This window comes from Yoonia sp. JB2-21 (assembly GCF_055693545.1).
Map to the genome: position 1 here is coordinate 1,826,738 of NZ_JBVFUC010000001.1, position 22,094 is coordinate 1,848,831.

Here is a 22,094-nt window from a genome sequence, read left to right on the forward strand (position 1 = left end):
AAATCAGCGTTTTGCGGCTTGGATTGCCGGATCCGGCATCGTGATCTTATGGAACTCCGGGCGCTTTGGTTGCGCGATGACAAACCGAACCATCGTCATTCCGCCAGCGATTGGATTGGCCTCGCATTGCAGATGACGCCCGTCATCAAGATGTGCGATATCGGACCAAGGTTTTCTTGCGCCAAGCTGCAGGATGAAGGACCGCAAGTCGCCCCACATTGGTGAAGGAATACAGTTGTCCTGCCAGATCTTCATCTCGGACTGCAGGATTCGGTGTTCCAGCATGAACTTGCAGCTTCCGGTCCACAGATTTGCATAGGCGCTGTTGGACATCACCAGCGTGCCAGTGGAAGAGAAAACCGCAATCGCATCGGTCAATGTGTCCAGCACCGCCTGCCCGGTTTCGATGTCCAGTCGGAACCGCCGGGTCAGTGATACCTCTGCGCTGATATCCTCAAACATGAGCGCAAATGCACCATCGGGATGTGGTCTGCCAGTAACGCGGTAGGTTTGCCCGTCGGGCAAGGCCCAATTTTCGCTATATGTCCCGTCTTTTGCAGCGGTTTCAACTGCTGTGAATTGTTCACGCCATGTTGTGTAGTTCTTGGGTTCCGGCATCATCCGCAATTCGCGTAGACGGTCCAGCACCGTGTCGATTGTCGGATACCCACTGAGAAAGTCAAAGGGCAGGTTGGTCATGTCAACAAGGGCAGGGTTAAAGACCGCAAGCCGCCTGTCGTTGTCAAAGATGGCTAAACCGATGGAAAGTTCCCCGAAGGTTTTGCCAAGTGTTCGAATGAACTCTTGCTTTGCGGTGTCGGCGCGAACGAGGGCAGTCGTGTCATTTGCAAAGTACAAAATTCCGTCATGTCGTGCGACGCGCGTGACATCAAACCAGACATCGTCTTGGTCGGTCACGGAAATGCAGACGCGTTTCCGTTCGGGGTTTTCAGGATCTATAGCGGCATCACCAGCGTCATAGATTGACGCAATACCATAGTCCTTCTGGGCCCGTGCATATGCATCATTGGCCCACAGCAAGTTACCGGAGCTATCTTCGTGCCAAATAAGTTGTGGAGAATTCGCTGATATGTCGCGCATCAGCGACGCCTGCGCGTCATGCGATGCCTGCGACAATCGCTTTGCGGCGCTTTCATAGGCGTGATCCTCGTCCCCGCTGAGTGCAATCCGAAGCAGATCCCCGTTGCGGGCGACGTCAACAAAGACAGACGGGTCGCTTTCGCTGCGAATACGAATTTCTGATAGCGTTGGATCCTCTAGAGTAGATTTCAGGCTTGGAAACTCTGCTTTGACGGCCGCAAGAACAGCGTCGTAGTCAGTAAGGCCTTTGGCACCCTGATTGATCAGTGCCCAGGCCTGCCTTGTTGCGTCAACAAGAAGATCGCCCTGAAACAGAAACACTGTGCTGTTGTCTTTGGGCAGTGTCGTCGCAGCAGTGGTTGGACCCTGCCTCGCTTGGCGTGGTGAGAGGAGCGATAAAATCATGAACGCGCCCAAAACGGCACCGACTAAGACGGCAACAAGCTCCGCCAAAAAAATCCACATGATTTGTCCATTCCTGCCAACGCCCGGTTAAAGCATCGGTCAGGAAGGTTAATGCGGTGTTAATTGACGCACCGAAGTTATGGCCACACTGGGATGGGTTGGTTCTGACCGAGTGGCGCATTGATCGTATGCGCTTCGTCTTGCAGGGCCTCACGTGTCCATGTCGCCTCGATAACGGCGCCGCCTGTTGGATGCCCTGTCCAACTCGCGTGCCCATGTCTGCGACTATTGGAAAAAGTCAGCTTTGCGCCGGATCTCTCTAGCAGTGTTTTTGCGATAAACAGACCAAGACCCATACCTTCATAGCCGGGGCGCCGCGCGCCATCTTCCAAAAGCCTGCGCCGCCGCACATAGGGGTCACCGATACGGCCAATAACCGATTGTGGGAAACCGCGCCCGTCGTCAGAGATACGCACATCAACAGTATCGTTTGACCAGTTCACATTCACGGTAACAGTGGAATGGGAAAAGTCGACGGCGTTTTGTATCAGGTTACGAAGCCCATGAATGATTTCCGGACGCCGTTGGACGATTGGCTGAGTTTGATCTGCGCCATCAAGTGGTCCGATCTTGAATTCAACAATCTTGCCACGGTCTAAATGTGGTTCTGCGGCTTCTTTCACGATTGTTTCTATGGGTGCTTGGCGGAAGTGCAGGTCATCTTTGCCGGCGCGCCCCATTGATTGCAGAATATCACGGCACCGGTCTGCCTGATCGCGGATCAGCTCTGCGTCTTCGCGAAGCTCGGGGTGGTTCTCTAACTCTTCTTTCAGTTCACTGCTGACCAGTTTTATGGTCGCAAGGGGCGTCCCGAGTTCATGGGCGGCAGCCGCAACGACACCACCCAGATCAGTCAGTTTTTGTTCGCGAGACAGTGCCAACTGCGTTGCAACAAGTGCTTCGCCCATTGCATGCATCTCTGTTGTGACCTGACGGGCATAGAGTGCCAAAAAGACGAGACTGATCAGTAGTGCGACCCAAAAACCAAATTGGAACAACAGCGGCAAAGTCAAAACGATGCCTTCTGCGCTGATCAGGGGCAGGTTGTACTTGCTGATGATCGTGACCAGCGTCATGGCCGTCAGACCAAGAAAGATGGTATTTCTCAGGTGCAACACGGTCGCCGCAATCGTCACCGGCGCCAGTACCAGCATCGCAAACGGATTGTTCAATCCACCGGTCAAATACAACAGCATGCTGAGCTGGATGATATCAAAGACAAGCCAAAGCGTTGCTTGGCTTTCTGACAGCCGCTTGTTTTCCGGATAGGCATAGTAGGAAAACAGATTGGCAACGACAGCCGCGGTAATGGCCAATGTGGCCAGCCCGACTTCGATTTCGATACCATAGAAGCGGACGGCCACAAAAATAGCTGCGGCCTGCCCGCAAATGGCGCACCATCGCAGGACCATCAGAGTACGCAGTCGCACCCAGTTGCTGCGCTCTTGCTCTTGAAAGAGCTGGAAATCGGTAGGCGGCATGATCTGTAATCCGATCCATTTGTAGAGGTGAAGGATAAACCGAAACGGCAAAGGATCAATGCGACTTGATTGCAGAGGGGTGTCCGGTGATCGGCGATGCTTTCAACCGGGACCCGGCCGAGTTGACGAAGGCTGTGCGAAAGCTACCTCCATGATTGAATTAGTGATGGGACAGCACATGAATATCGAGGCGTTGAACCTAGGCGACGACAAGAGCTTGCTTTTGGTGGACGATGATGAGGCGTTTCTGCGCAGGCTTGCAAAAGCGATGGAAAAGCGCGGCTTCGAGGTTGAGATGGCAGGCTCTGTTGCTGCTGGCAAAGCGATTTCGACCGCCCGCCCACCCGCCTATGCAGTGGTGGATTTGCGGCTGGAAGACGGCAATGGTCTGGATGTCGTCGAAGTCCTGCGTGCCCGCCGCCCTGAAGCGCGGATTGTCGTCCTGACCGGCTATGGTGCGATCGCGACCGCTGTTGCCGCCGTCAAGATTGGGGCGACTGACTATCTGGCAAAACCGGCCGATGCCAAGGACGTGACGAATGCGCTGTTGGCACGCACTGATGAATTGCCGCCACCACCAGAAAACCCGATGAGCGCTGACCGCGTCCGTTGGGAACATATCCAGCGGGTCTATGAGTTGTGTGATCGCAATGTGTCAGAAACAGCGCGGCGACTATCGATGCATCGCCGGACTTTGCAGCGTATCCTGGCCAAGCGTAGCCCGCGCTAGATTGGGCGGTATGGCATCGCGGTCTGCGAAGTGGTGCCAACATCAAAAGACGGGCCGCATAACGCCGCATGGTCGTTATACGATATTACTCTGTCTGCGCGAGAGAGATTGTTTCGCGCGCACCGTCGGGGGTGATGACGGTCACGGACGTCTTGGTGATGTCTTCAATTTCCCAGTTGCCGACCTTTTCACCGATCTGGGCGCGGAATAGCTCGGGCCGGTTCGACAGGCGCATCAAGGCGACCTGCACATTGTCGCTTTCAACAATGCCAGTCAGGCTTAGCGTCACTACAACAGGAACCGGAACCGGCGCAACTTCGACAACCGGGGGCCGTCGCGTCATGTGGAACAATGGCCGGGCCACCAGTATTTCAGCGCCGTCTGCGATCACTGTTTGCGGATCGGGTCCTGTCGATGTTTGTGCCTGTTCCGGTGGAAGGTCGGATGCTTGGGGGCTTTGGCCCAACGGCATCCACATAATACCAGCCAGGACGACACAAAGTAGTCCGGCTGCAAGTGGCACAGTTTTTTGCAGGTGCGGCGAAAACAACATAACTACCTCGTGAACCCGCTTAGTTTGAGTTGGATGGCAAGCGGGCGATCGTCCGAGCCGCGCACAGTACTGCGGGCGCGACGCAGCGAGATGCTGTCCACCACGATACGGGGTTCATGATCGGCGAGGCTTTCCAAAAACCCACCAAGCTGATCTTCGGGAAGTGCTCCGTTCAATGTGAGCGCCATGCGAAGTGCGCCATTAAGCTGTTCAATCTGGTCGGCGCGAATGACTTCGAGCCGAACCTGGCTTTGATCAGCGAGGGTCTGCATATCGGTTTGCATTTGCGCCTGTGCCAGTTGCGGCGTGTCACTATCGTAAAACTTTGACAGAACCTGTGGTGCGACTTGCTGCGTCGCAGCCCGCTCTGCCCGCAAGATCATCTCTTGCTGGTCAGTGATATCGTTGTAGTTGCCGCGCACAATATTCGCCAACAGGACCGTCAGCAACACCATCGCAATCGACGTACCAACAACGAGCAAAGTACCAACACGACGCACCAAAGTAGGATTGTAGAATGTAAAGCTATTCATCCTAGATCACCCGTCAGTTTTGCATTGATGCGGAACCGTTCGAGGTTTTGCGAGTTGTCGCGCGTCACTGGTGATCCAAACTCGATATCCGTAACCGATGGCAACGTCGCCAGCAGACGGGTCACTTCTGCGGCTGACGGGGCGAAACCAATCAGGGTGACGTTGTCATCGTCGACAATCATTTGTTCCAGCCAGATACCATCAGGAAGCGCCGCAGCGACTTGCCCAATAATCGCAATGCGCGCCTCGCCCATTGCGCGCCGGTCGCCCAAGCTTTGTGTAATGGCCTGCGCCGACGCGAGTTGCCGTAACTCTGTGCTGGCGCGCTCTGCTTCGGCGGCAACGGCGTTGTAGCGCATGGATTGAACAGCGTAGAGCGCCAGGACAGAGATCACGAACAGCCCAAAGGCGACCAAAGGAAATCGCAACGCGGGCGGAATCTTTGCCAAGCCGGACAAAGGACCAGTGGCTTTGGACAAAAGCGTGGTTTTCTTCAGCCAGTTCGGCTCAACCCCGACACGAAGCGTTCCGTCAGTATTGTGTCGCCTCGCAAGATTTATTGACTTGCCGGTTGCCTTGATCGCTTCCAGTACCCAATCAATATTACTTTTCAGAACGATAGCGCCTTCAACCAGCCAATCACCATTCTTGGTTTCTTGGGCGGACCAGAACCAAATGCACTGATCCCTCTGGATCGGAGAGCGGAATTCAAGCTCTGTTTCGATCATCGCTTCGAGGTCATTAAAGGGACCGTTTGGGATTTGAAAACTCAGATCCAGTGCCGTACGGCCGGCGAAGACCAAATCGATTTCACGCTCAGGCAGTTCCTGCAAACGTTGGGTCAATTCAACATGATCCGAGAAAGCGGTGACGTCTTCATCAAGGCGCAGGCTGTAGGACTTGTCACCAAGATAGAGTTCGGGCGGTGGTGCTTTTCTTGGGATGCGCAAAGGTTCGTTCATCATCGCCACGCTTGCCGAAGCCAAATTCTTGAACTTCGTCAATGTGTTGACAGACTTTTGGGCCGTCGAAGCAGTTGATGACTGGTCGGGAGAGGACGTCATTCAGAAAATGGGCCTTTAAACGAATTGCGCTGAAGGGCAGTTTGCCCTTCAGCGCGTAAAGATTCAACTGACAGATTTTTTAAGCGACGCTGCGCGTAAACAATCCGTGGTTGGTAAAGTTGTGGTTTGGTAGCACCGTGGACACCAGATTCTCTGGCATGCTCATATGGCGTACCATAATTTCGGCAACCAGATCGCGATATTCCGTCCGTGTCGGAACAAAGCGATTCTGGAACAGTTGATCGCGGGCCAGCGAGGTGATGTCAGGTGCGATACCGCCCGATGTTGGACCACCAAATGCGAACCAGCTGCTTCCTTTACCGTGGTCTGTACCGCGAGTACCGTTTTCGATGACGGTCCGGCCAAACTCTGTACCCACTAGAACAACAACGTTGTCAATGCTGGCAGAGATATCGCGATAGAACGTCAGGAAGTCGGTTGCACCTTCACGCATGCGGCGGTGATATCTGTGATCCTGGTTTGCGAACTGGCCATTAAGACCACCTGGCAATTGGTTAGAGTGGGTATCCCAACCGATGTTCCAGTCGAGTGCAGCAACCTCAAGCGGTACACCCGCTTTCAGCAGTTGCGCGCAAAGACGCAGACCACGACCAAGATCGGTGTTTGAATAGTCCAGACCATTTGCCTCGACACTGTAGTTTACACCAGCTGCCTGAACTTCCGCGATCGATTCAACCATGATCAGCTGGTTGTCTCGTACTTCGGCCTCAAGTCCTGGCTGATCAATTTCATGCGACCCGATTTCGCGCATAATGTCGGTAAGCTGGTTGTCTGCACAGCCATTGCCTGAACACAGGTTGCCGTTCCGAAGGTCAAAGTTGTTCCGGTTGCTGACTGCAGGTACTGGAAGCGCGCCTTTGATATCGGTGCTAACGGACGTCTTGCCCAAAACCGCGCCGCGCAACGGGTGATTTACACCATCGATTTCCTGCATGTAACGGTTCAAGTATCCGTCGATGGTATTGTTGCGGGCACCTTTGCCGATCCAGCGTTGGTTTTCGAAGTGTGACCGGCCACCATCATCCATTGCCGTTGAAGGCGCAATCATGAGACGACCAGCGTCGAAGATTTCCATCAATGGCTCGAGGTTCGGGTTCATGCCACGATAGTTGTCGTTCAGACTGATCGCTGTGTTGGCGTCGGTATCGCTCGGCGTGCCGATCGCCAGGTTTGGACGGTGATTGTAGTACTCAATGTCACCAATCGCCGGGAAAAGGTGAAGGCCATCTGCGCCGCCGCGCATAAACACCTTGATGAATGTCTTCCCTCCAGCTGACTGACCAAAGGAAAACTGTGGTGCGCCTGCGACACCCGCCATACTTGCAGCGGCTACCATTGCTGAGGACTTTAGAAATTCTCTACGGTTTTTCAATTTAGAAACCTTTCTTAATCGGAGTGGAGCCGATGATTATTGCAGGAGGAAGCTAGGAAGGACGACCAGAACACCAGCGGCACGTCTGAACGCAGCCTCTTCGTTCTGTGTCAAAGGCTCAAAGATGCCATCTGTGCCCTTCAAAACGCTCACCAGGTTTTCGTATTCATCGCGTGCATAGCGGTCTGCCGTTGCGATTGCTAACAAATATGCAGCAACCTCTTCTGCTGTTTCCAGACCGGCACCCGAGATCTGAGTGGCCAAATCGAGATTGTACGTATCTGGGCGCACAACAACTTCTGTGATGCCTCTATATTGCCCGATCATCGAAGCAGAACTTGTCCAGGCTGTACCCACTTCGTCCATACCGGTTGGTACGAGGAACTCAAGTGGATCGTAACCAGCCGAGCGTACAGCATTGCGGAACCGGTCAAAGAAGTTGCCTTCGTTGTCGTTCGCATTGGGGCGCATGCCCAGCGCACGGATAACAGAGACAGCATATTCATACGGTGTTTTGCTTTTCGTGCGCTGTAGTTCAACGGTCGAGATGAACTCTGGTGCAGTCAGAATGGCGCGAACAACTTCACCCATGTCGCCATCTGTAGCCACCCAAGCGGCAGTGCAGAGGTCGACAAAGTTCGTTGGCGGTGTGTCAGCAACCAAACGCTGGACGATCTTGCCACAAACATAAGAGTGTGTGCGCGGATCATCCGCCAGGATTGCAATCAGCTCTTCGCCTTCTTGCACCCCTGCGGCACCGCCACGACCCGGAATGGTTACGTCAAGGAACGGGATGAACTTATCAGACCGATCGTGATCATTCTCACGGAACTCGAATTCGTAGGTCCGCGACTGGTTGTTTGCGTTTTCATTGGTCTGGGTAAAGTTCCAGCCAGTGAAGACCAAGGATACCTCGATGACGTCCTGAGCAGAGTAACCACCCTCGGCGCCGACAGTATGAAGTTCCAAGATTTCACGGCCATAGTTTTCGTTAAGACGTCCTGTCCGATCGTTTGGATTGTTGGTGCCCCGGCTTTGATCGTTGTCGAGGAACTGTGACATCAAAGGGCTGCGTGCAGAATACAGTAGCAAATCTTCGAAGTCGGCAAAGGCGTTTTCACGGTAGAACTGACGGTCATCAATGTTTTGTACAATGACGTTGCTGTCCTTCGTTGCCGCATGGAAGTGGTTGCTCCAGAAATCGCCCATCACTTCTTGCAGCTGCTTTTCCGTGAAAGCAGCAGTCGCGATGTTATGACGGAACAGACGGTTGGTGATGTTGCCAAAACCAGCGTCATCGCGGCGTAGCATGCGATTGAAGTTCATCGCTTCGAATGCAGAGTCGTTGATCGAGTCTGGGTCAAGTTGCTCATTCACATAAGCATCAAAGCCGATCGCGCGGACGCGCGCATAAAGGTCTTCGGTCGCACCATAGGTGATGCGCGACAGTGCTTGTGTCACACCGTCACCAACAGTACCGGCCTGATACTCATACTCAACTGGTACAGAGGTCACTTCCGAATTGGCACTTGACCCACCAGTGACTGTAACAGTCGCGGTTCCAGTTGTCAGATCCTCGGGGAAAAGACGAACAGCGAACTGTCCAGTTGTCGGGCCCACGTCAACGACCGCTTCACGGCCAGAAGGTGCGATGACCGCTGTCACCATGTCAAACGTGGCAGGATCCATAACCTGACCAAACAAAGTCTGACCCGTGTTCGCAACCACGCCCTCACCGGATGCGCCACCAATGATTTCAACCGCTTGCGTCAGAGCAACGTTTGCAGGTGGGGTCAGTGGGCTAGTGACTGCTGAATTAACTGCGGGTGGCGTTGGCGCTGGAGCAGGCGCAGGTGCTGGAGCGGGTGCTGGCGCAGGCGCTGGAGCAGGTGCTGGCGCTGGAGCAGGTGCTGGCGCTGGAGCAGGTGCTGGCGCTGGAGCAGGTGCTGGCGCTGGCGCAGGTGCTGGAGCAGGTGCTGGCGCTGGAGCAGGTGCTGGCGCTGGCGCAGGTGCTGGCGCTGGAGCAGGTGCTGGCGCTGGCGCAGGTGCTGGCGCTGGAGCAGGTGCTGGAGCTGGCGCAGGTGCTGGAGCAGGTGCTGGAGCAGGTGCTGGCGCTGGAGCAGGTGCTGGCGCTGGAGCAGGTGCTGGCGCTGGAGCAGGTGCTGGCGCTGGAGCAGGTGCTGGCGCTGGCGCAGGTGCTGGAGCAGGTGCTGGAGCAGGTGCTGGCGCTGGAGCAGGTGCTGGCGCTGGAGCAGGTGCTGGCGCTGGCGCAGGTGCTGGTGCTGGCGCTGGCGCAGGTGCTGGCGCTGGGGCAGGTGCTGGAGCAGGTGCAGGTGCTGGCGCAGGTGCTGGCGTACCGCCAGATGCTGGAGCGGGTGCTGGCGTACCGCCAGATACAGGCGTCTCAGCAGTGGCCGGATCAGGAGCCGGGGCTCCACGACTGAATACACCACCGGTTGCTACTGGTGTGACGGTCGTCGAACTACCTGACGCGGCGGCACCCGGCATTGTCGGGCGTGGCGCGACAGACGCCATTTGCATTCCGCCGGCTGTATTTACGTTAGAATTCATTGGAACGCTGCTCGCAGCGCCGGTCGGTGCGACAGGTGATGCACCACCGTCTGATGAGCGGCCACCAATCACGAAAGGCTGCGCGGCTGGCGCCAAAGCTGCCATTTGAGTGCCCGCCGCAATAGCAGGAGCGGTGCCGCCGTTAACTGTAGCTGCCAAAACTTCGGCTTCTTGAGCGTTGATAGATACAGCAGTGTTTGCAAGGCTCACGGGCTGGCTGCCGAGTTCGTACATCGAAATCAAAGCGATCTGTTCGACGGTCAGGTTTGCACCTTCCAGTTCGATCAGGTGATCGCCTGCGGTCAAAGTCGTAATAATACGGAAAGGTTCAGCGTCCTGAGAAGCCAGCTCTGGCACCGTCAGGATTGGCTGGCCGTTCAAAGAGAGGTTCAGCGGGTTGTCTGCGGGCGATGTAAAGACATACGTACCGTCTGCAGGAACAGTGACTTTCAGTGGGAAAAGAACAGTGTCTGTCTGAACAGACGCAACAGTTGTCGCAGCGTTCTGCATAGCGGTGTTTGCTGTGGCAGCTTCCTGCGCGATCGCGCTGGTGGCCATGGCAGTAACAAAGAGGGGAGTGACTGCGAGCAATCGAATTTGGTCAGATTTCATTTGGACGCTCTCTGATTGGGAGTGTTTCAATAAGAACAAGTTGTTACACGAGTGTGAACTTAGGATGAACGCTATTGAGCCAGAAACGCATGTCAAATCAACCGTCCCAGTCACAAAGGGGTTAATAGGCGTGAAAACGCTTACAATCGTTGCCAAAATGAGAACACTCATGCGAATCTAGACGTTATAGACACCCAACCGTGCCAAATGCCGCAAAGTTGCCATAGTGTTGAACCTCCATTTACCGGTATGTGGAAAATAGTGTTGATATTTGAAGGCAGTAGAATCACCAAGAGATGTTGGTGGGCAAAGAATCAGAGGCTGTAACTGGTGTTAGTAGATGTAGAAATGCGCGGCAGACTGCCGGCGATCTTTCTTGAGAACGGGACGCTGACTGATGCCGATTTGGCAAAAGTGAACGACGCCGCTGCTGCGACCGGACAGCCGGTGCGCGCGGTTCTGGATCGTCTTGGCCTTATATCCCAGAAAGAGTGGGCGCGTGCCAGCGCGCAGCACTTAAATTATCCATTGTTGACAATTGATGATCTGCCCGAGCGGCTCCCGCAGGATCCCCGGCTTTCGGCGGATTATCTAAGACGCTCTGTCATCGCACCTATCGAAATCACCGATGATCGCGCGTATTTTGCGGTGGCTGATCCGTTTGACGATCAGGCGCTTGCAGCCCTGGACATGATTTTCGGTGTGACATTAGAACTGTGTGTCGCAACCGATCGTGACATTGAAACTGCGATGGCGCGCAGTATTGCCGCGATAGAGGCCGATGCACCAAGCAGCAGCGCCGTGGTTTCGACGACGGATGGGTTGTCACTTGATACTGACAAGCTCACGGAACTTGCCAATAACGCACCGACCGTTCGTTATCTGGAAACACTCTTTGATGCTGCGCTCGAAATGCGCGCGACAGACATTCATTTGGAACCCAATCAAAAGTCGGCGCGTGTGCGTCTGCGTGTTGATGGTGAACTGATCGAAGTCCAAAGCCCGGACACCGGTATATATGAAGGTGTAGTCTCACGTCTGAAAATCCTCGCCGGTATGGATATTAGTGAACGACGCCTGCCCCAAGATGGCCGCATTCGCCAGCGCCTTGCGGGGCGCGAGATTGATATGCGTGTCGCGAGTGCGCCAATGATCCATGGTGAGACAATTGTTCTACGCTTGTTGGACAACCTTGAAGGGCTATCGCAGCTTTCCGATCTCAAGCTGCCTGCGCATGTTCAAAAGCGCCTTGGTACGGCGATCAAGCAACCAAATGGACTGATCCTTGTTACGGGGCCAACCGGTAGCGGGAAAACGACCACCTTGCATGCCGCAATGAACGAGTTGAACGACACAAGGCGCAAGATCGTCACAATCGAAAACCCTGTTGAAATTCAAACGCCTGGATTGCAGCAGATCGAAGTGAACCCTGAATTGGGTTGGACCTTTGCTGCTGCCTTGCGTACTGTTCTGCGGCATGACCCTGACGTTATTATGGTCGGCGAAATTCGCGATAGTGAGACCGCTGAACTTGCCGTACGCGCGGCGATGACGGGTCACTTGGTCTTCTCGACCCTACACACGAATACAGCGCAGGATGCGGCGACCCGGTTGATCGACTTAGGCGTGCCAGAGTATTTGATGAAGTCTGTCGTCCGCTTGGTCGCGGCGCAACGTCTTGTGCGCCGGGTTTGCGCCTCTTGCGCCGCCCCGATTGATTTAAATGAAAAGCCAAAGACCCGCGATTTGTTTGCAAAGATTGATCAACGCACGGGCAGCTTGACGGATCCTGAGCAATGGCACCTTATGCGCTCTGTTGGCTGCGATGCCTGCAATCAGACCGGTTTTCGCGGGCGCTTGGCCTTGTTTGAGGCGATGGAACCCGAAGAACTGGCTGCAAAAGACAAGCGTGGTCAGCGTACGATGGGATCTGAGGGCGTGCGTATGATCGCGGAAGGGCATACAACGCTCGAAGAAGTTATGCGCGTTCTTGGCGTCAAATCCTTTTAAGGGCTGTTCTAGTTGGACGAAGCACAAAAGACATTTGTTTATGTTGCCCGTGATGCGACGGGTGCCAAGCAGTCGGGCGAGGTTTTGGGGATCAACCAGACCGAAGCGACGCGCGCGTTGCGTGACCAAGGGCTATTTCCGATCAGTTTGGAACAGGACGATGGGACTGTTGCGATCACACCGACGCAACGCGTCAGACGTAGCAAAAACGCACTGACGCCGCGACAAACTGCTGATTTCCTTGTGCGATTGGCAAAACTGTCTGGTCGCCAAATTCAGTCTGAACGCGCACTCGCCATCATCGGGGATGGTGGTGCTGATCCGATTTCAAAGGCTGCGCTGCGTGTGCGGGACAGTTTGCGGGAAGGTGACGCGCTTTCGCGGGCGTTGCAGGAAAAGGCGGGGATCAACGACCCTGTCACCCTTTCGCTGGTCGGTGGTGCAGAGGTGTCAGGCGATATGGCCAGCGCACTGTCGACCGCCGCCGATATCATGCAAAACCGGCTCGACACACGCCGCCGTATCATCACTGGTCTGACATACCCCGGCATCTTGCTGTTTGTGGCAACTTTGTCGGTGGGGCTGATTATGATTGCGATCATACCGCAGTTCCGACCGCTGGTCGAAGATCGGATTGACTTGGTCCCGACGATGGGGCGCGTTGTTTTCGGGGTTTCTGGCTTTCTTGCCGCACTTTGGCCGCTGATTGTTTTGGGCATCATTGTGCTGGGTGTTGCAATGTTCTTTGCGGCACGACGCGGTCTTTTGACTGGCACGCTGACACGCATTGGCAATCGGTTTCCGCCGATCCGCAAACTTTTGCTGCGCAATCAAATGATGCTGCTTTTGCATGTCCTTGGCGCGCTGCTCAGCCGCGAAATCACGCTCAGCGGTGCCTTGCGGGTTGTTACCAAATCCGCGCCGGACGGTTTGGTGCGCAAAGGCATGGCCGATGTCACCAAAGAGGTCGAAAGTGGCGCGCCCTTGTCGACCGCTCTGGGCACATCCCAGCTTTTGCCACGCGAAGCGATCGAGATGATCCGCATCGGCGAAGAAGCTGGGGATCTTGGTGGTATGATCAGCCGCACCTCTGGCGACATGCGCGATGCCGCTGATCGTGACCTTGAACGTTTTCTGCTATTATTCCAGCCCGCACTGATTGTGGCTGTCGGCCTGATGATCGGAGTAAGTCTTTATGCCCTGTTTTCCGCGATTGTATCCGTTAATGCCATTTCGTTTTAGAACCCGCCGCCCGCGTCGCCGCCCGGGTACGGCCGGTTTCTCGCTGGTGGAAATGTTGGTGGTTGTTGCCATTGTTGGCCTGTTGATCGGATTGGTCGGCACTGGCGCGATCCGTCAATTGCAGAATTCGCGTGTCGCGGCCGCAGAGGCGCAGATCGCGCAATTGCGCAGCGCGTTGGATATTTTCCTCATCGAAACCGGCCGTTACCCGACCGAGCAAGAAGGGTTGAATGCCTTAGTTCAAAACAATGGTCAAATCCCCGGTTGGGCTGGTCCTTATCTGCGTGATGGCAATTTACCGGTGGATCCGTGGGGTGGGCCGTATAGCTACTCTCTCAACCAGGGACAGGTCCGCGTTGGCTCACTTGGTGCAGATGGGCAGGCCGGTGGAACCGGCGTGGACGCCGATGTGGAGGGCTAGGCCGCGCCGCCAAGAACACGGTTTTGCTGCGGTTGAAATGCTTGTGACCGTGGCCATCGTCATCTTGATCGGCACCATCTCAATCTTTGCGCTGGGCCGGTCGGACCGGGCACAGTTGGACAGCGATGCGGCAGAAATTGCTTTGATACTACAGCAGGCAAGGCTTCAGGCTGCGGAAACGGGCCGTCCGGTTGAGGTGCAATATTCCCAAGATGATCGCAGCATCGCAACGCCGACCACCACACTTGAATTTGGGCGCGGCGTGACCAGTGACACGGATTCCGCGCGCATTCTGATACGGCCTTCTGGCGAAAACGAAGGTTTGGATCTGGTTCTTGCCGCAGGAGACAGTAGGCGGTCGATCGAGCTTGACTGGCTGACTGGTCAAGTGAGGGTTTCACAATGAGTCGCCGCCGGTCCCAGCGTGGATTTACCTTGGTCGAAACGCTGGTGTCCTTGGCCATTGCCACCCTTGCCGTCAGCGGGTTCTATCAGGCGCTGTCGCAGGGGTTGTTCATGGAACAACGTGCCAACCAGCAAGCGGAACAGATGTTGGTGGCCACCCAAGTTCTAGATCGTATCGGTGTGGATATCCCCGTGCGTGAGGGTCAACAGAATAATGGTACGACGCAGGGTTTGGAATGGACTTATGCGGTGACCAGCACTGGAACCGATGACATGAACCTGGGTCGGATCCGGACGAATGAACTGCTGTACATCTATGTGACGGTCAATCCGGCCCGTCCTGATGGCAATCCCTTGGTCTTGCGCGCCATTCGCTATGTTGAGACACCACTATGATGCGTTGGTCCGGTCGCCGCCGCCGCGCTGGTCGCGGGTTTGTGCTGGCCGAGGCGTTGGTTGCGCTCACGGTTGCTGCGTTGACCCTCGCGCTTTTGACCAGTGCGACATTTGGTTTGCGGCAGACAGCAATGCAGCCTTCGGAATTGCGCCAAGAGGCAACGGACTGGTTGACCGCGCGCCGTGTGTTGCAGGCATGGGCCGCATCGGCGACAACAGATGGTGTTGGTCGCGAGCTGAACCGCTTTTTGGGTACGCCGACGCAGATGCGTTTGGTCATCGACGATAGTACAACCCGCAGCAATCGCCCGGTGATGATTGGCCTCGACATCACACAAAGGGATGGTTTGTTTGAACTGACTGCTGCACGGTTTTTTGACGTTCGTGATGTGCGGTTGGGCGACGAACAGGCACGCCCAAGCACCGTGCTTGTGACCGATCAACCTTTGCGACTGGTTTACTATGTCAGCGAAAACGTGAGCTCGAACCAAAAGGTTTGGACCTATGAGCCGCAGCCTAATCAGGGGCTTCCGGCGGCAATCGCGGTTGAGCAAGGGTCCGAGCGGATGATCGTCGCCCAAATGCCCGCAACACGCAGCGGGTCTTGCATGTCACGGCTGGGCATTCTGGGATTGGAGGAACAGGATTGCGAGTTGCGCTGATCATGTCCCGCCGGCGCCGGTTTCGGGGATTTATCCTGCTGACGGTCTTGTGGATGTCATTGGGCCTGCTACTGGCTGCGGCCGGATACCTTGCCACCCAGCGCCAGACGGCCCTTTCGACCCGCGCGGAAGTCGAGACCAGCCGCGCTGTTGAGTTGGCGCGCAGTGCACTGAATGTCGCGCTTGCTGATCTGGGACGTGTTGGCGACGACGTTGAAACATCGCCCCGCGATGGGACGCCGATAACATTCACAATGGCCGAGGGGCAGGCAATTTACCGGATCTGGGATGAAGGTGGAAAGCTGGACATCAACCATGCGCCTGTTGAACTATTGGGTCCGACACTCCAGCGTTTGGGTGACGGGCAAGGCATTGATGCCTTTGATGCCGTCACCATTGCACAAGTCATTGTCGGACAACGCGGCGAGGCCGGGGCCGTCGGTGAATTTCGATCAATCGCAATCCTGCTATCCGAACTGGGGTTTCCGCAGGACGCAAGCTTGGAGGCGCGCCGTGTTCTGACGACATTTAATGGCAACGCGCAGATCAATCCTCGAACAGCACCAGAAGAGCTTTTGGCGGCGGTGCCCGGCATGGGACCCAGCGACGTTACAAGCGTCATTGCGCGTCGGAGTTTGGGGCAAGCGATGCCGCGACTTGGCACTGCATCACTTTGGCTCAGCGGGACAGAGGGGCCGGTGTATACAGTCGAAGCCGAAGGCATTTTAACAGGCGGTGTACGCGTTCAGATCATCGCAACGGTTGCAGCACAAGGCCTGAGCTTTCGACGCGGGCGCACCCAATTTGAAGTATTGGGCATGGAAATCCTGCGGTGACCGCTTTGTCGATGGCGTCACTCAATTGGATCTTGCCTATCGCAGTTCTACTGGGCGCACTGGTTTTGGGACCGCTGCCGATATTTGTCCGAGGGGTCTTGCGGCGCGTCGTCAGCCCGCAATCCGTGCGGAAATTTTATCGTCCTGTGACGCTCGGATTGGGTCTGGGCATGTTGGGTGCGGCCCTGATCGCCACCAGTTTTGACAGTAATCTGACCGCAACTGCCGTACTTCTGTGCCTTCTTTTCATTCTGGCAGGCATTGATTGGCAATGGCGGTGGCTACCGATTGAATGGACGATTGCAGTGATCATCTTGGGGGCAATCCATGCATTGCAATCGTCTGATCCGCTACGTGTTTTTGTCCAGATGGCAGTGCCAGCCGGGGCGTTGCTATTGACGCGCCAAACCGTGCTATGGGTCATAAAAAAAGAGGCTTTGGGTCTTGGTGACATCTGGCTTGTTGCAGGGTTGGGGGCCTATCTTGCACCGTTCAATAGCTTCTTACTCATTGGATTCGCCGCATTTTCTGGGCTGGTCGAAATTGGGATCAGAAGGTTGCTTGGGCAGCATGACGCGCTGAAACACGCCGTGTCATACGGGACACACTTATGTATCATTTTCGTCGTACTTCGTAATTTCGCATCACTTGGCTGAAACGCTGTTGTTAATGTAGCAGCAATATTAATGCGTACTTGGGCAATAGATCTGGGACGCGGCTGATTGAGGCAGAGCATGAAAAAAATTATGGTACTCGCGGCTGTTGCCGCGTTCCTGGGTGCGTGTGAGGAACTTCCACAGGCAGAACGGGCAGGGAATGCGAACGATCTTCCCGGTTGGCAGCTTGCCAACATCTTTGGCACAAACTCTGACACAGCGTCGTTGAACCGACAGCAGGGTCGCGTGACCGGTGGTCAACGCGTTGCAGCGGGCGAGGGAACAATCTTCCCGGGCCGCCAGCCACTGCTGATCGACAGCGACTTTGTGAATGAGAGCGGCGAACGCACAGTTTCGCTGAACCTCGTGAATGTTGATATTGAATCAGCCGCCGCTGCGATCTTGGGCGAGCTTTTGCAGGTCAACTACATCATTGATCCCGGCGTGACGGGCACCGTGAATATCCGGTCCTCGCAGCCAGTGACCCGGACAACCGCCATCGAAGTGTTCGAGCTTGCGCTTGAGCAGAACAATGCTGTTCTGGTTCGTCGCGGCGACATCTTCGCGATTGCACCTTTGTCTGCCGAACTTTCGATTGCACCGTCTACGGCACGTGACGTCCTGCCGGGCTATACCCTGCGGGTTGTTCCTTTGCGCAACATCGGCGCACAGGAAATGGCAGCGATCCTGCAACCGTTCGCCGGTTCTGGCATTGTGGGCATCGACGCCCAGCGCAACATTCTGGTTCTGGCCGGTACGTCCGTCGACCAACAATCATGGCAGGACACCATCAACAGCTTTGACGTTGATTGGTTGGCCAACCGCTCTGTCGGTATCTTCCCGGTCAATGGTCGGTCTGCACAGTCTATCGTGAATGGTCTTGAGCGTGTCGTCGAAACAGATGAAAGCTTTGAGCCGCTTGTCGTGTTTGAAGTGATCCCAGAAAACAACTCCATCCTCGCCGTCGCAAAGACACCGCGCGCTTTGGAGAATGTGTCTGTCTGGATTAACCGCCTGACACGTGATGGCTCGAACGACGCGCAGGTTTACTCCTACGATATGAAGTATGCCCGCGCCGCTGATATCGCGCCAACCATGTCGCAGATCCTTGGGATTTCGGTTGAAACGACGTCTGAGGATGCCGAAGTAATTCAGGCAAGCTCTGATTTCTTCAACCCACAGGGGACATTGAACGCGACACGTGTTGTTGCGAGCGAAGCCACAAACACGCTGCTGATCCACTCTACACCGGAAGAGTATCAGCGTATCCTGGGCATCCTGCACCGTCTCGACGTTCCACAGCGTCAGGTTCTGGTCGAAGCGACGATCGTCGAAGTTTCACTGAACAATGATCTAAAGTACGGCGTGCAATATTTCCTTGAAGCAGACGGAGACAGCGTTGGTCTGTCATCTGGAGACAGCACCTTTAGAAATATCGTACCTGACTTGCCAGGCTATGGTCTGTCACTTGGCGGGACACCTGCTAATGTAGTGGTCGACGCGCTGGATACGGTTACGTCAATCAATGTGATTTCTTCACCCAATCTGATGATCCTGAACAATGAATCGGCACGATTGGTTGTTGGTGATCAGGTACCGACATCTGTCCGTACCGCCCAGGATGGTTCAACCGCTGACGATGTGTTCGTCTCGACGGTTGAGTATCGTGACACGGGTGTGATCTTTGAAGTGACACCGCGCATCAACTCTTCAGGTTCTGTGATCCTGAACATTGGACAAGAAGTCAGCAACGTTGGTGAAAACGATCCCGCAACAGGTAACCCGATCATTTCGCAGCGTGTGATCAACAGCTCTGTATCTGTCGATAGCGGCGAAACGATTGTTCTGGGCGGCTTGTTCTCTGATCGTTCCAGCAGAAGCAATGGTGGTATCCCGGGTCTAAAAGATCTGCCAATCGCCGGTTCGCTCTTCGGGAACACGAACAATAGCAGTGCGCAGACCGAACTTCTGGTTCTGATCACACCACGTATCGTGAACAACCGCATGGATGCGCGTCGTGTCACACAGCAGCTGCGGTCTCGTGTCGACTCGCTGCAGATGAGTGGCCCATCGCTGAGCACGAATGTAAACGTACCGGCAATGCGCACGCAGAACTCTGCACTGATTGAGGATGCGAACTTTGTGAACCGCGCTGCACCAGCGGCTGTCGCAACGCCAGCGGTCTCAGCACCAGCAGTTGTTGCAGCGACACCAGCGGTCGCAACAGCGCCTGCTCCGGTGGCAGTGCCGGCGCCAGTCGCAGTCGCAGCGCCAACCGGTCGTCACATCGCGGTGCTTGGCTCGTTCAGCTCTGCCGACAATGCGCAGGATCACTGGAACAATCTGGTAAGCCAAAACGGCGCGTCGCTCGGTCAGATGACACCAAGCTTCCGTCAGGCAGGTGGTTTGACAATGGTCACTGTTGGGCCGATGTCCCGCAGCGAAGCAAGCCAAGTCTGTATTGATGTCAAAACGGATTGCTTTACAGCGACCCAGTAAGGCACAAACAATCAAAGCAAAGGCCCGTTCCGAGATATCGGAACGGGCCTTTTTCATTTCTGAACGGTTTGCTTGGAGCTAGGTATCGTTCGTGCCTTCGCGGGTCAGCAAATCAAACTTACGCAGCTTGACGTAAAGCGATTGGCGCGACAGCCCCAACATTTCTGCCGCAGCGACGCGGTTATTCATCGTCAATTCGACAGCTGTTTCGATGCACATCTTCTCGACCACGTTAGTGGTTTCAGCGACGATATCTTTCAATGTGGCACTACCCACAAGTTCTGCAACGGAGCGCATGCTTTCATCGCTGCTTGGATGAGCGCGCGTTTGCGTTGCCTCAGCCCGGTTTGCGTCGCGCAGCACAAAGGCAAAGACGACCTGTGTTCCCGCCATCAGCTTTGTCACAGACATATCAACAGCGCGGGGGCTGCCGTATTCGCCCGCAAGTTTTGTTGCATAGTTCCGCATCCGACCCGCGCGTGCGGCGTTCTCGGCCATCACTTTGAAGTCGACACTGCCGCGCTGAAGATAGTCGGCAAAGCCGCGTCCGCGCACATTGATGTCATGGGCCACATCAATCAGATCCAGAAACGCATCATTCGCCGAGAGCACGTCACCCGTTTCTGAGGTAAAGACAATGGCTTCGGGCCCGGCGGTGTACAGAGATTGCAGATTTTGATTAAGGTCATCCGTCCGTGCGGCACCATCGTCTGTCGGGATCAGTCGGCACATCAGGATGCGTTCGCCGGCTGCCCGAAACAACGTAGGGACAATCGTCACCGACTGCCCATTTCCACGTAAGTCCACGGTCATCTTTTTGTTCAGGTCTGAGATGGCTTGTGATGCAAGACTTTCCAGCATGTCGCCGCGTTTGCGGCCTTCGAAACAGCCCGACAACTGATTTCCGATCAGGCTCTCGATGGGTCGGTCGACAAGTGCGACGGCCGCAGAGTTTGCTTCGGTGATTTCACCGGTGCCCACAGAAACGAACAGCACCGCTTCGGATGTGTTTTCCATCAAGACGCGAAAGCGCGTGTCATATTCACGTTGGGTTTCATAGTCCCGCTCCAGCGAAAGCTGTGCTTCGACCAGTTGTTGCTGCATTTCGGCAATGGGCTGCAAGTCGCGACCCAAGAGAAGAATTGCCCCGTCAGGCCCAATACGATGAAAGCTGTACCGCACCGGGGATTCTGCGCGGCTGGTACCATCGGTGTGGTTCAACTCAACCGGGCGAACTTGCGGCTTGTCGCTCAGGAACTCTGCAAGACGGCTCTCGAATTTTGAAACGCTTTCAATGGTCAGCGTCGTGCGGATGTCTTTCTTTTCCCACCGCTCTAGTTGGCGAAACGCCTCGTTGGATGGATTGACAAGGACAGAAAGTATCGAACCCGTCTCAGAGATGACGACACCAACGTCGGCGACTTCTGCAATGATATCACCAAGAATTTCAGGCGCGATCAGCGGAATGGCCCCGCTGTTCCAATATTGCGTACCACGAGACGTCATAGATCGCGCCTGTGATTGGGAACCTTGATCATCGTCTAGGTCCCGTCGCTGCTTGTTTTTGTGTTGTGCAGAGTTTCCGAAAGGCCGCAAAGTCTTAGCGCCTCTTCTGGTATTCTTGTGGCATAGTTCGCCCCTGTAAGCGCCGTAACATCATTCGCGGTTTCGACCTCCAGAATGGTTCCGCCAACCACAACAGGTGGCGGCGTTTTGGTCGAAGTCTTTACAACATCAACGATGCGGCGCAACGATTCAAGCGTCTCACCCCGCGATGATGAAACAAAGACAGCGTGATACTTAGTTCGTGTCAGCTGATGGGCAATATCTTCCCGCTTTCCACCCAAATGAAGTTTCACAGAGTAACCTTTGCGACGCAGTTGCCCGCTCAAAACAATCGCGCCAAGCGTATGATAGACGTCTTCGCCAATGATCAGCAAAATAGACGGTGCGGCAGGGTCAGATGCGTTGTCGCTCGACCAGTTTGGCCCCATCTCTCTTAGCATTGCCTGAAGTCGCGAAACGCCAATTGTGACACCTGCAAAGCTAAGCTGATCCACGCACCATAGATCACCCATATCGCGGGCAAGGGCCGGAATGTAATAGTCAGCAAGATCCTCGGGACGGGTGCCGCCTGCGATGGCTGCATGCACTGCAGATCTGCATGCGTTTGGATCGGTGCTTAGCGCGGCTGTCTTCAGCTTTTGAAAAAGATCTTTGTCCAGATTGCGCGCAATATCTTGCACAACAGCCGCAGCAACGATGCGCCTTGTTGAGCTTGGCTGCGCGCGCGACACAGCAATCCCCTTCTTTGCGTCAAACTGGTGACGGTCGGCCATCTGCGTGTCCTCTAGCTGAATCAATGCGCGAAGGCGTCTTTTACAGCAGTTATCGCATTGTCGGGTGTGGGCTGGTGAATGTCAAAGCAAATTGACAACATTCAAATCCCTCATTCGGCAATATC

The 22,094-nt window shown here is 55.2% G+C and carries 22 protein-coding genes; 13 read left to right on the plus strand and 9 right to left on the minus strand.

Features of this window, described 5'->3' with window-relative positions; all coding sequences use genetic code 11:
- Positions 1-3: 3 nt before the first annotated feature.
- On the minus strand, positions 4-1,566 hold the full coding sequence (locus ACZ1G5_RS09160) for a PAS-domain containing protein (RefSeq protein ID WP_472732543.1): 1,563 nt from the start codon (positions 1,564-1,566) through the stop codon (positions 4-6).
- Positions 1,567-1,643: 77 nt separating this feature from the next.
- A complete protein-coding gene (gene regB, locus ACZ1G5_RS09165) occupies positions 1,644-3,047 on the minus strand; it encodes a sensor histidine kinase RegB (RefSeq protein WP_472732544.1) in 1,404 nt (467 codons plus the stop codon).
- Between the two features lie 178 nt (positions 3,048-3,225).
- Between regB and ACZ1G5_RS09170 the strand changes: the two genes are divergently transcribed.
- The gene (locus tag ACZ1G5_RS09170) at positions 3,226-3,777 is read left to right on the plus strand and encodes an ActR/PrrA/RegA family redox response regulator transcription factor (RefSeq protein ID WP_472734306.1); all 552 of its coding nucleotides are present in this window, start codon (positions 3,226-3,228) and stop codon (positions 3,775-3,777) included.
- Positions 3,778-3,862: 85 nt separating this feature from the next.
- Here ACZ1G5_RS09170 and ACZ1G5_RS09175 read toward each other — a convergent pair whose 3' ends face one another.
- From ACZ1G5_RS09175 to ACZ1G5_RS09185, 3 genes are read right to left on the minus strand one after another with little or no spacing between them, the layout of a single operon-like run.
- A complete protein-coding gene (locus tag ACZ1G5_RS09175) occupies positions 3,863-4,300 on the minus strand; it encodes a hypothetical protein (RefSeq protein ID WP_472732545.1) in 438 nt (145 codons plus the stop codon).
- 32 nt (positions 4,301-4,332) lie between these two features.
- Entirely contained in the window at positions 4,333-4,863 is a 531-nt protein-coding gene (locus ACZ1G5_RS09180; protein WP_472732546.1) for a GspMb/PilO family protein, read from the minus strand.
- Positions 4,860-5,825 carry a PilN domain-containing protein gene (locus ACZ1G5_RS09185; RefSeq protein WP_472732547.1) on the minus strand — a complete coding sequence of 322 codons (966 nt, stop codon included), beginning with the start codon at positions 5,823-5,825 and terminating at the stop codon, positions 4,860-4,862. Before ACZ1G5_RS09185 ends, ACZ1G5_RS09180 begins: the two co-directional genes overlap by 4 nt.
- Between ACZ1G5_RS09185 and ACZ1G5_RS09190 the strand changes: the two genes are divergently transcribed.
- Complete coding sequence (locus ACZ1G5_RS09190) at positions 5,806-5,946, plus strand: hypothetical protein (RefSeq protein WP_472732548.1); 141 nt, start codon at positions 5,806-5,808, stop codon at positions 5,944-5,946. The genes ACZ1G5_RS09185 and ACZ1G5_RS09190 overlap by 20 nt on opposite strands.
- A 60-nt stretch (positions 5,947-6,006) precedes the next feature.
- Here ACZ1G5_RS09190 and ACZ1G5_RS09195 read toward each other — a convergent pair whose 3' ends face one another.
- A complete protein-coding gene (locus ACZ1G5_RS09195; protein ID WP_472732549.1) occupies positions 6,007-7,284 on the minus strand; it encodes a DUF1501 domain-containing protein in 1,278 nt (425 codons plus the stop codon).
- 72 nt (positions 7,285-7,356) lie between these two features.
- Positions 7,357-9,009, minus strand: a complete 1,653-nt coding sequence (locus ACZ1G5_RS09200; RefSeq protein WP_472732550.1) for a DUF1800 domain-containing protein — start codon at positions 9,007-9,009, stop codon at positions 7,357-7,359.
- 143 nt (positions 9,010-9,152) lie between these two features.
- Here ACZ1G5_RS09200 and ACZ1G5_RS09205 point away from each other — a divergent pair, with 143 nt between their 5' ends.
- The 11 genes from ACZ1G5_RS09205 to gspD all read left to right on the plus strand — a co-directional run bounded on the left by ACZ1G5_RS09205 (position 9,153) and on the right by gspD (position 19,630).
- Positions 9,153-9,764: a hypothetical protein gene (locus ACZ1G5_RS09205; protein WP_472732551.1), complete on the plus strand. Its 612-nt coding sequence runs from the start codon at positions 9,153-9,155 to the stop codon at positions 9,762-9,764.
- Positions 9,731-10,000: a hypothetical protein gene (locus tag ACZ1G5_RS09210; RefSeq protein WP_472732552.1), complete on the plus strand. Its 270-nt coding sequence runs from the start codon at positions 9,731-9,733 to the stop codon at positions 9,998-10,000. The genes ACZ1G5_RS09205 and ACZ1G5_RS09210 overlap by 34 nt, the downstream gene beginning before the upstream one ends.
- 833 nt (positions 10,001-10,833) lie before the next feature.
- The gene (locus ACZ1G5_RS09215) at positions 10,834-12,513 is read left to right on the plus strand and encodes a GspE/PulE family protein (protein ID WP_472732553.1); all 1,680 of its coding nucleotides are present in this window, start codon (positions 10,834-10,836) and stop codon (positions 12,511-12,513) included.
- A gap of 12 nt (positions 12,514-12,525) precedes the next feature.
- Positions 12,526-13,755: a type II secretion system F family protein gene (locus tag ACZ1G5_RS09220; RefSeq protein WP_472732554.1), complete on the plus strand. Its 1,230-nt coding sequence runs from the start codon at positions 12,526-12,528 to the stop codon at positions 13,753-13,755.
- Entirely contained in the window at positions 13,739-14,176 is a 438-nt protein-coding gene (gene gspG, locus ACZ1G5_RS09225; protein WP_472732555.1) for a type II secretion system major pseudopilin GspG, read from the plus strand. The genes ACZ1G5_RS09220 and gspG overlap by 17 nt, the downstream gene beginning before the upstream one ends.
- Before the next feature lie 37 nt (positions 14,177-14,213).
- Positions 14,214-14,582, plus strand: coding sequence for a GspH/FimT family pseudopilin (locus ACZ1G5_RS09230; protein ID WP_472732556.1), 369 nt, complete (start codon positions 14,214-14,216; stop codon positions 14,580-14,582).
- Positions 14,579-14,977 carry a PulJ/GspJ family protein gene (locus ACZ1G5_RS09235; RefSeq protein WP_472732557.1) on the plus strand — a complete coding sequence of 133 codons (399 nt, stop codon included), beginning with the start codon at positions 14,579-14,581 and terminating at the stop codon, positions 14,975-14,977. The genes ACZ1G5_RS09230 and ACZ1G5_RS09235 overlap by 4 nt, the downstream gene beginning before the upstream one ends.
- Positions 14,974-15,639 carry a hypothetical protein gene (locus ACZ1G5_RS09240; protein ID WP_472732558.1) on the plus strand — a complete coding sequence of 222 codons (666 nt, stop codon included), beginning with the start codon at positions 14,974-14,976 and terminating at the stop codon, positions 15,637-15,639. The genes ACZ1G5_RS09235 and ACZ1G5_RS09240 overlap by 4 nt, the downstream gene beginning before the upstream one ends.
- Positions 15,640-15,641: 2 nt before the next feature.
- Positions 15,642-16,475 (plus strand): hypothetical protein, encoded by an 834-nt coding sequence (locus tag ACZ1G5_RS09245; protein WP_472732559.1) that lies wholly within the window; start codon positions 15,642-15,644, stop codon positions 16,473-16,475.
- Positions 16,472-17,131, plus strand: coding sequence for a prepilin peptidase (locus ACZ1G5_RS09250; protein WP_472732560.1), 660 nt, complete (start codon positions 16,472-16,474; stop codon positions 17,129-17,131). Before ACZ1G5_RS09245 ends, ACZ1G5_RS09250 begins: the two co-directional genes overlap by 4 nt.
- Positions 17,132-17,209: 78 nt before the next feature.
- Positions 17,210-19,630, plus strand: a complete 2,421-nt coding sequence (gene gspD, locus ACZ1G5_RS09255) for a type II secretion system secretin GspD (protein WP_472732561.1) — start codon at positions 17,210-17,212, stop codon at positions 19,628-19,630.
- A gap of 78 nt (positions 19,631-19,708) precedes the next feature.
- Here the strand turns inward: gspD and ppsR are convergent, their stop codons facing one another.
- Both ppsR and ACZ1G5_RS09265 read right to left on the minus strand, forming a co-directional pair.
- Complete coding sequence (ppsR, locus tag ACZ1G5_RS09260; protein WP_472732562.1) at positions 19,709-21,136, minus strand: transcriptional regulator PpsR; 1,428 nt, start codon at positions 21,134-21,136, stop codon at positions 19,709-19,711.
- A gap of 35 nt (positions 21,137-21,171) precedes the next feature.
- Complete coding sequence (locus ACZ1G5_RS09265; protein WP_472732563.1) at positions 21,172-21,969, minus strand: cobalamin B12-binding domain-containing protein; 798 nt, start codon at positions 21,967-21,969, stop codon at positions 21,172-21,174.
- Positions 21,970-22,094 lie beyond the last annotated feature (125 nt).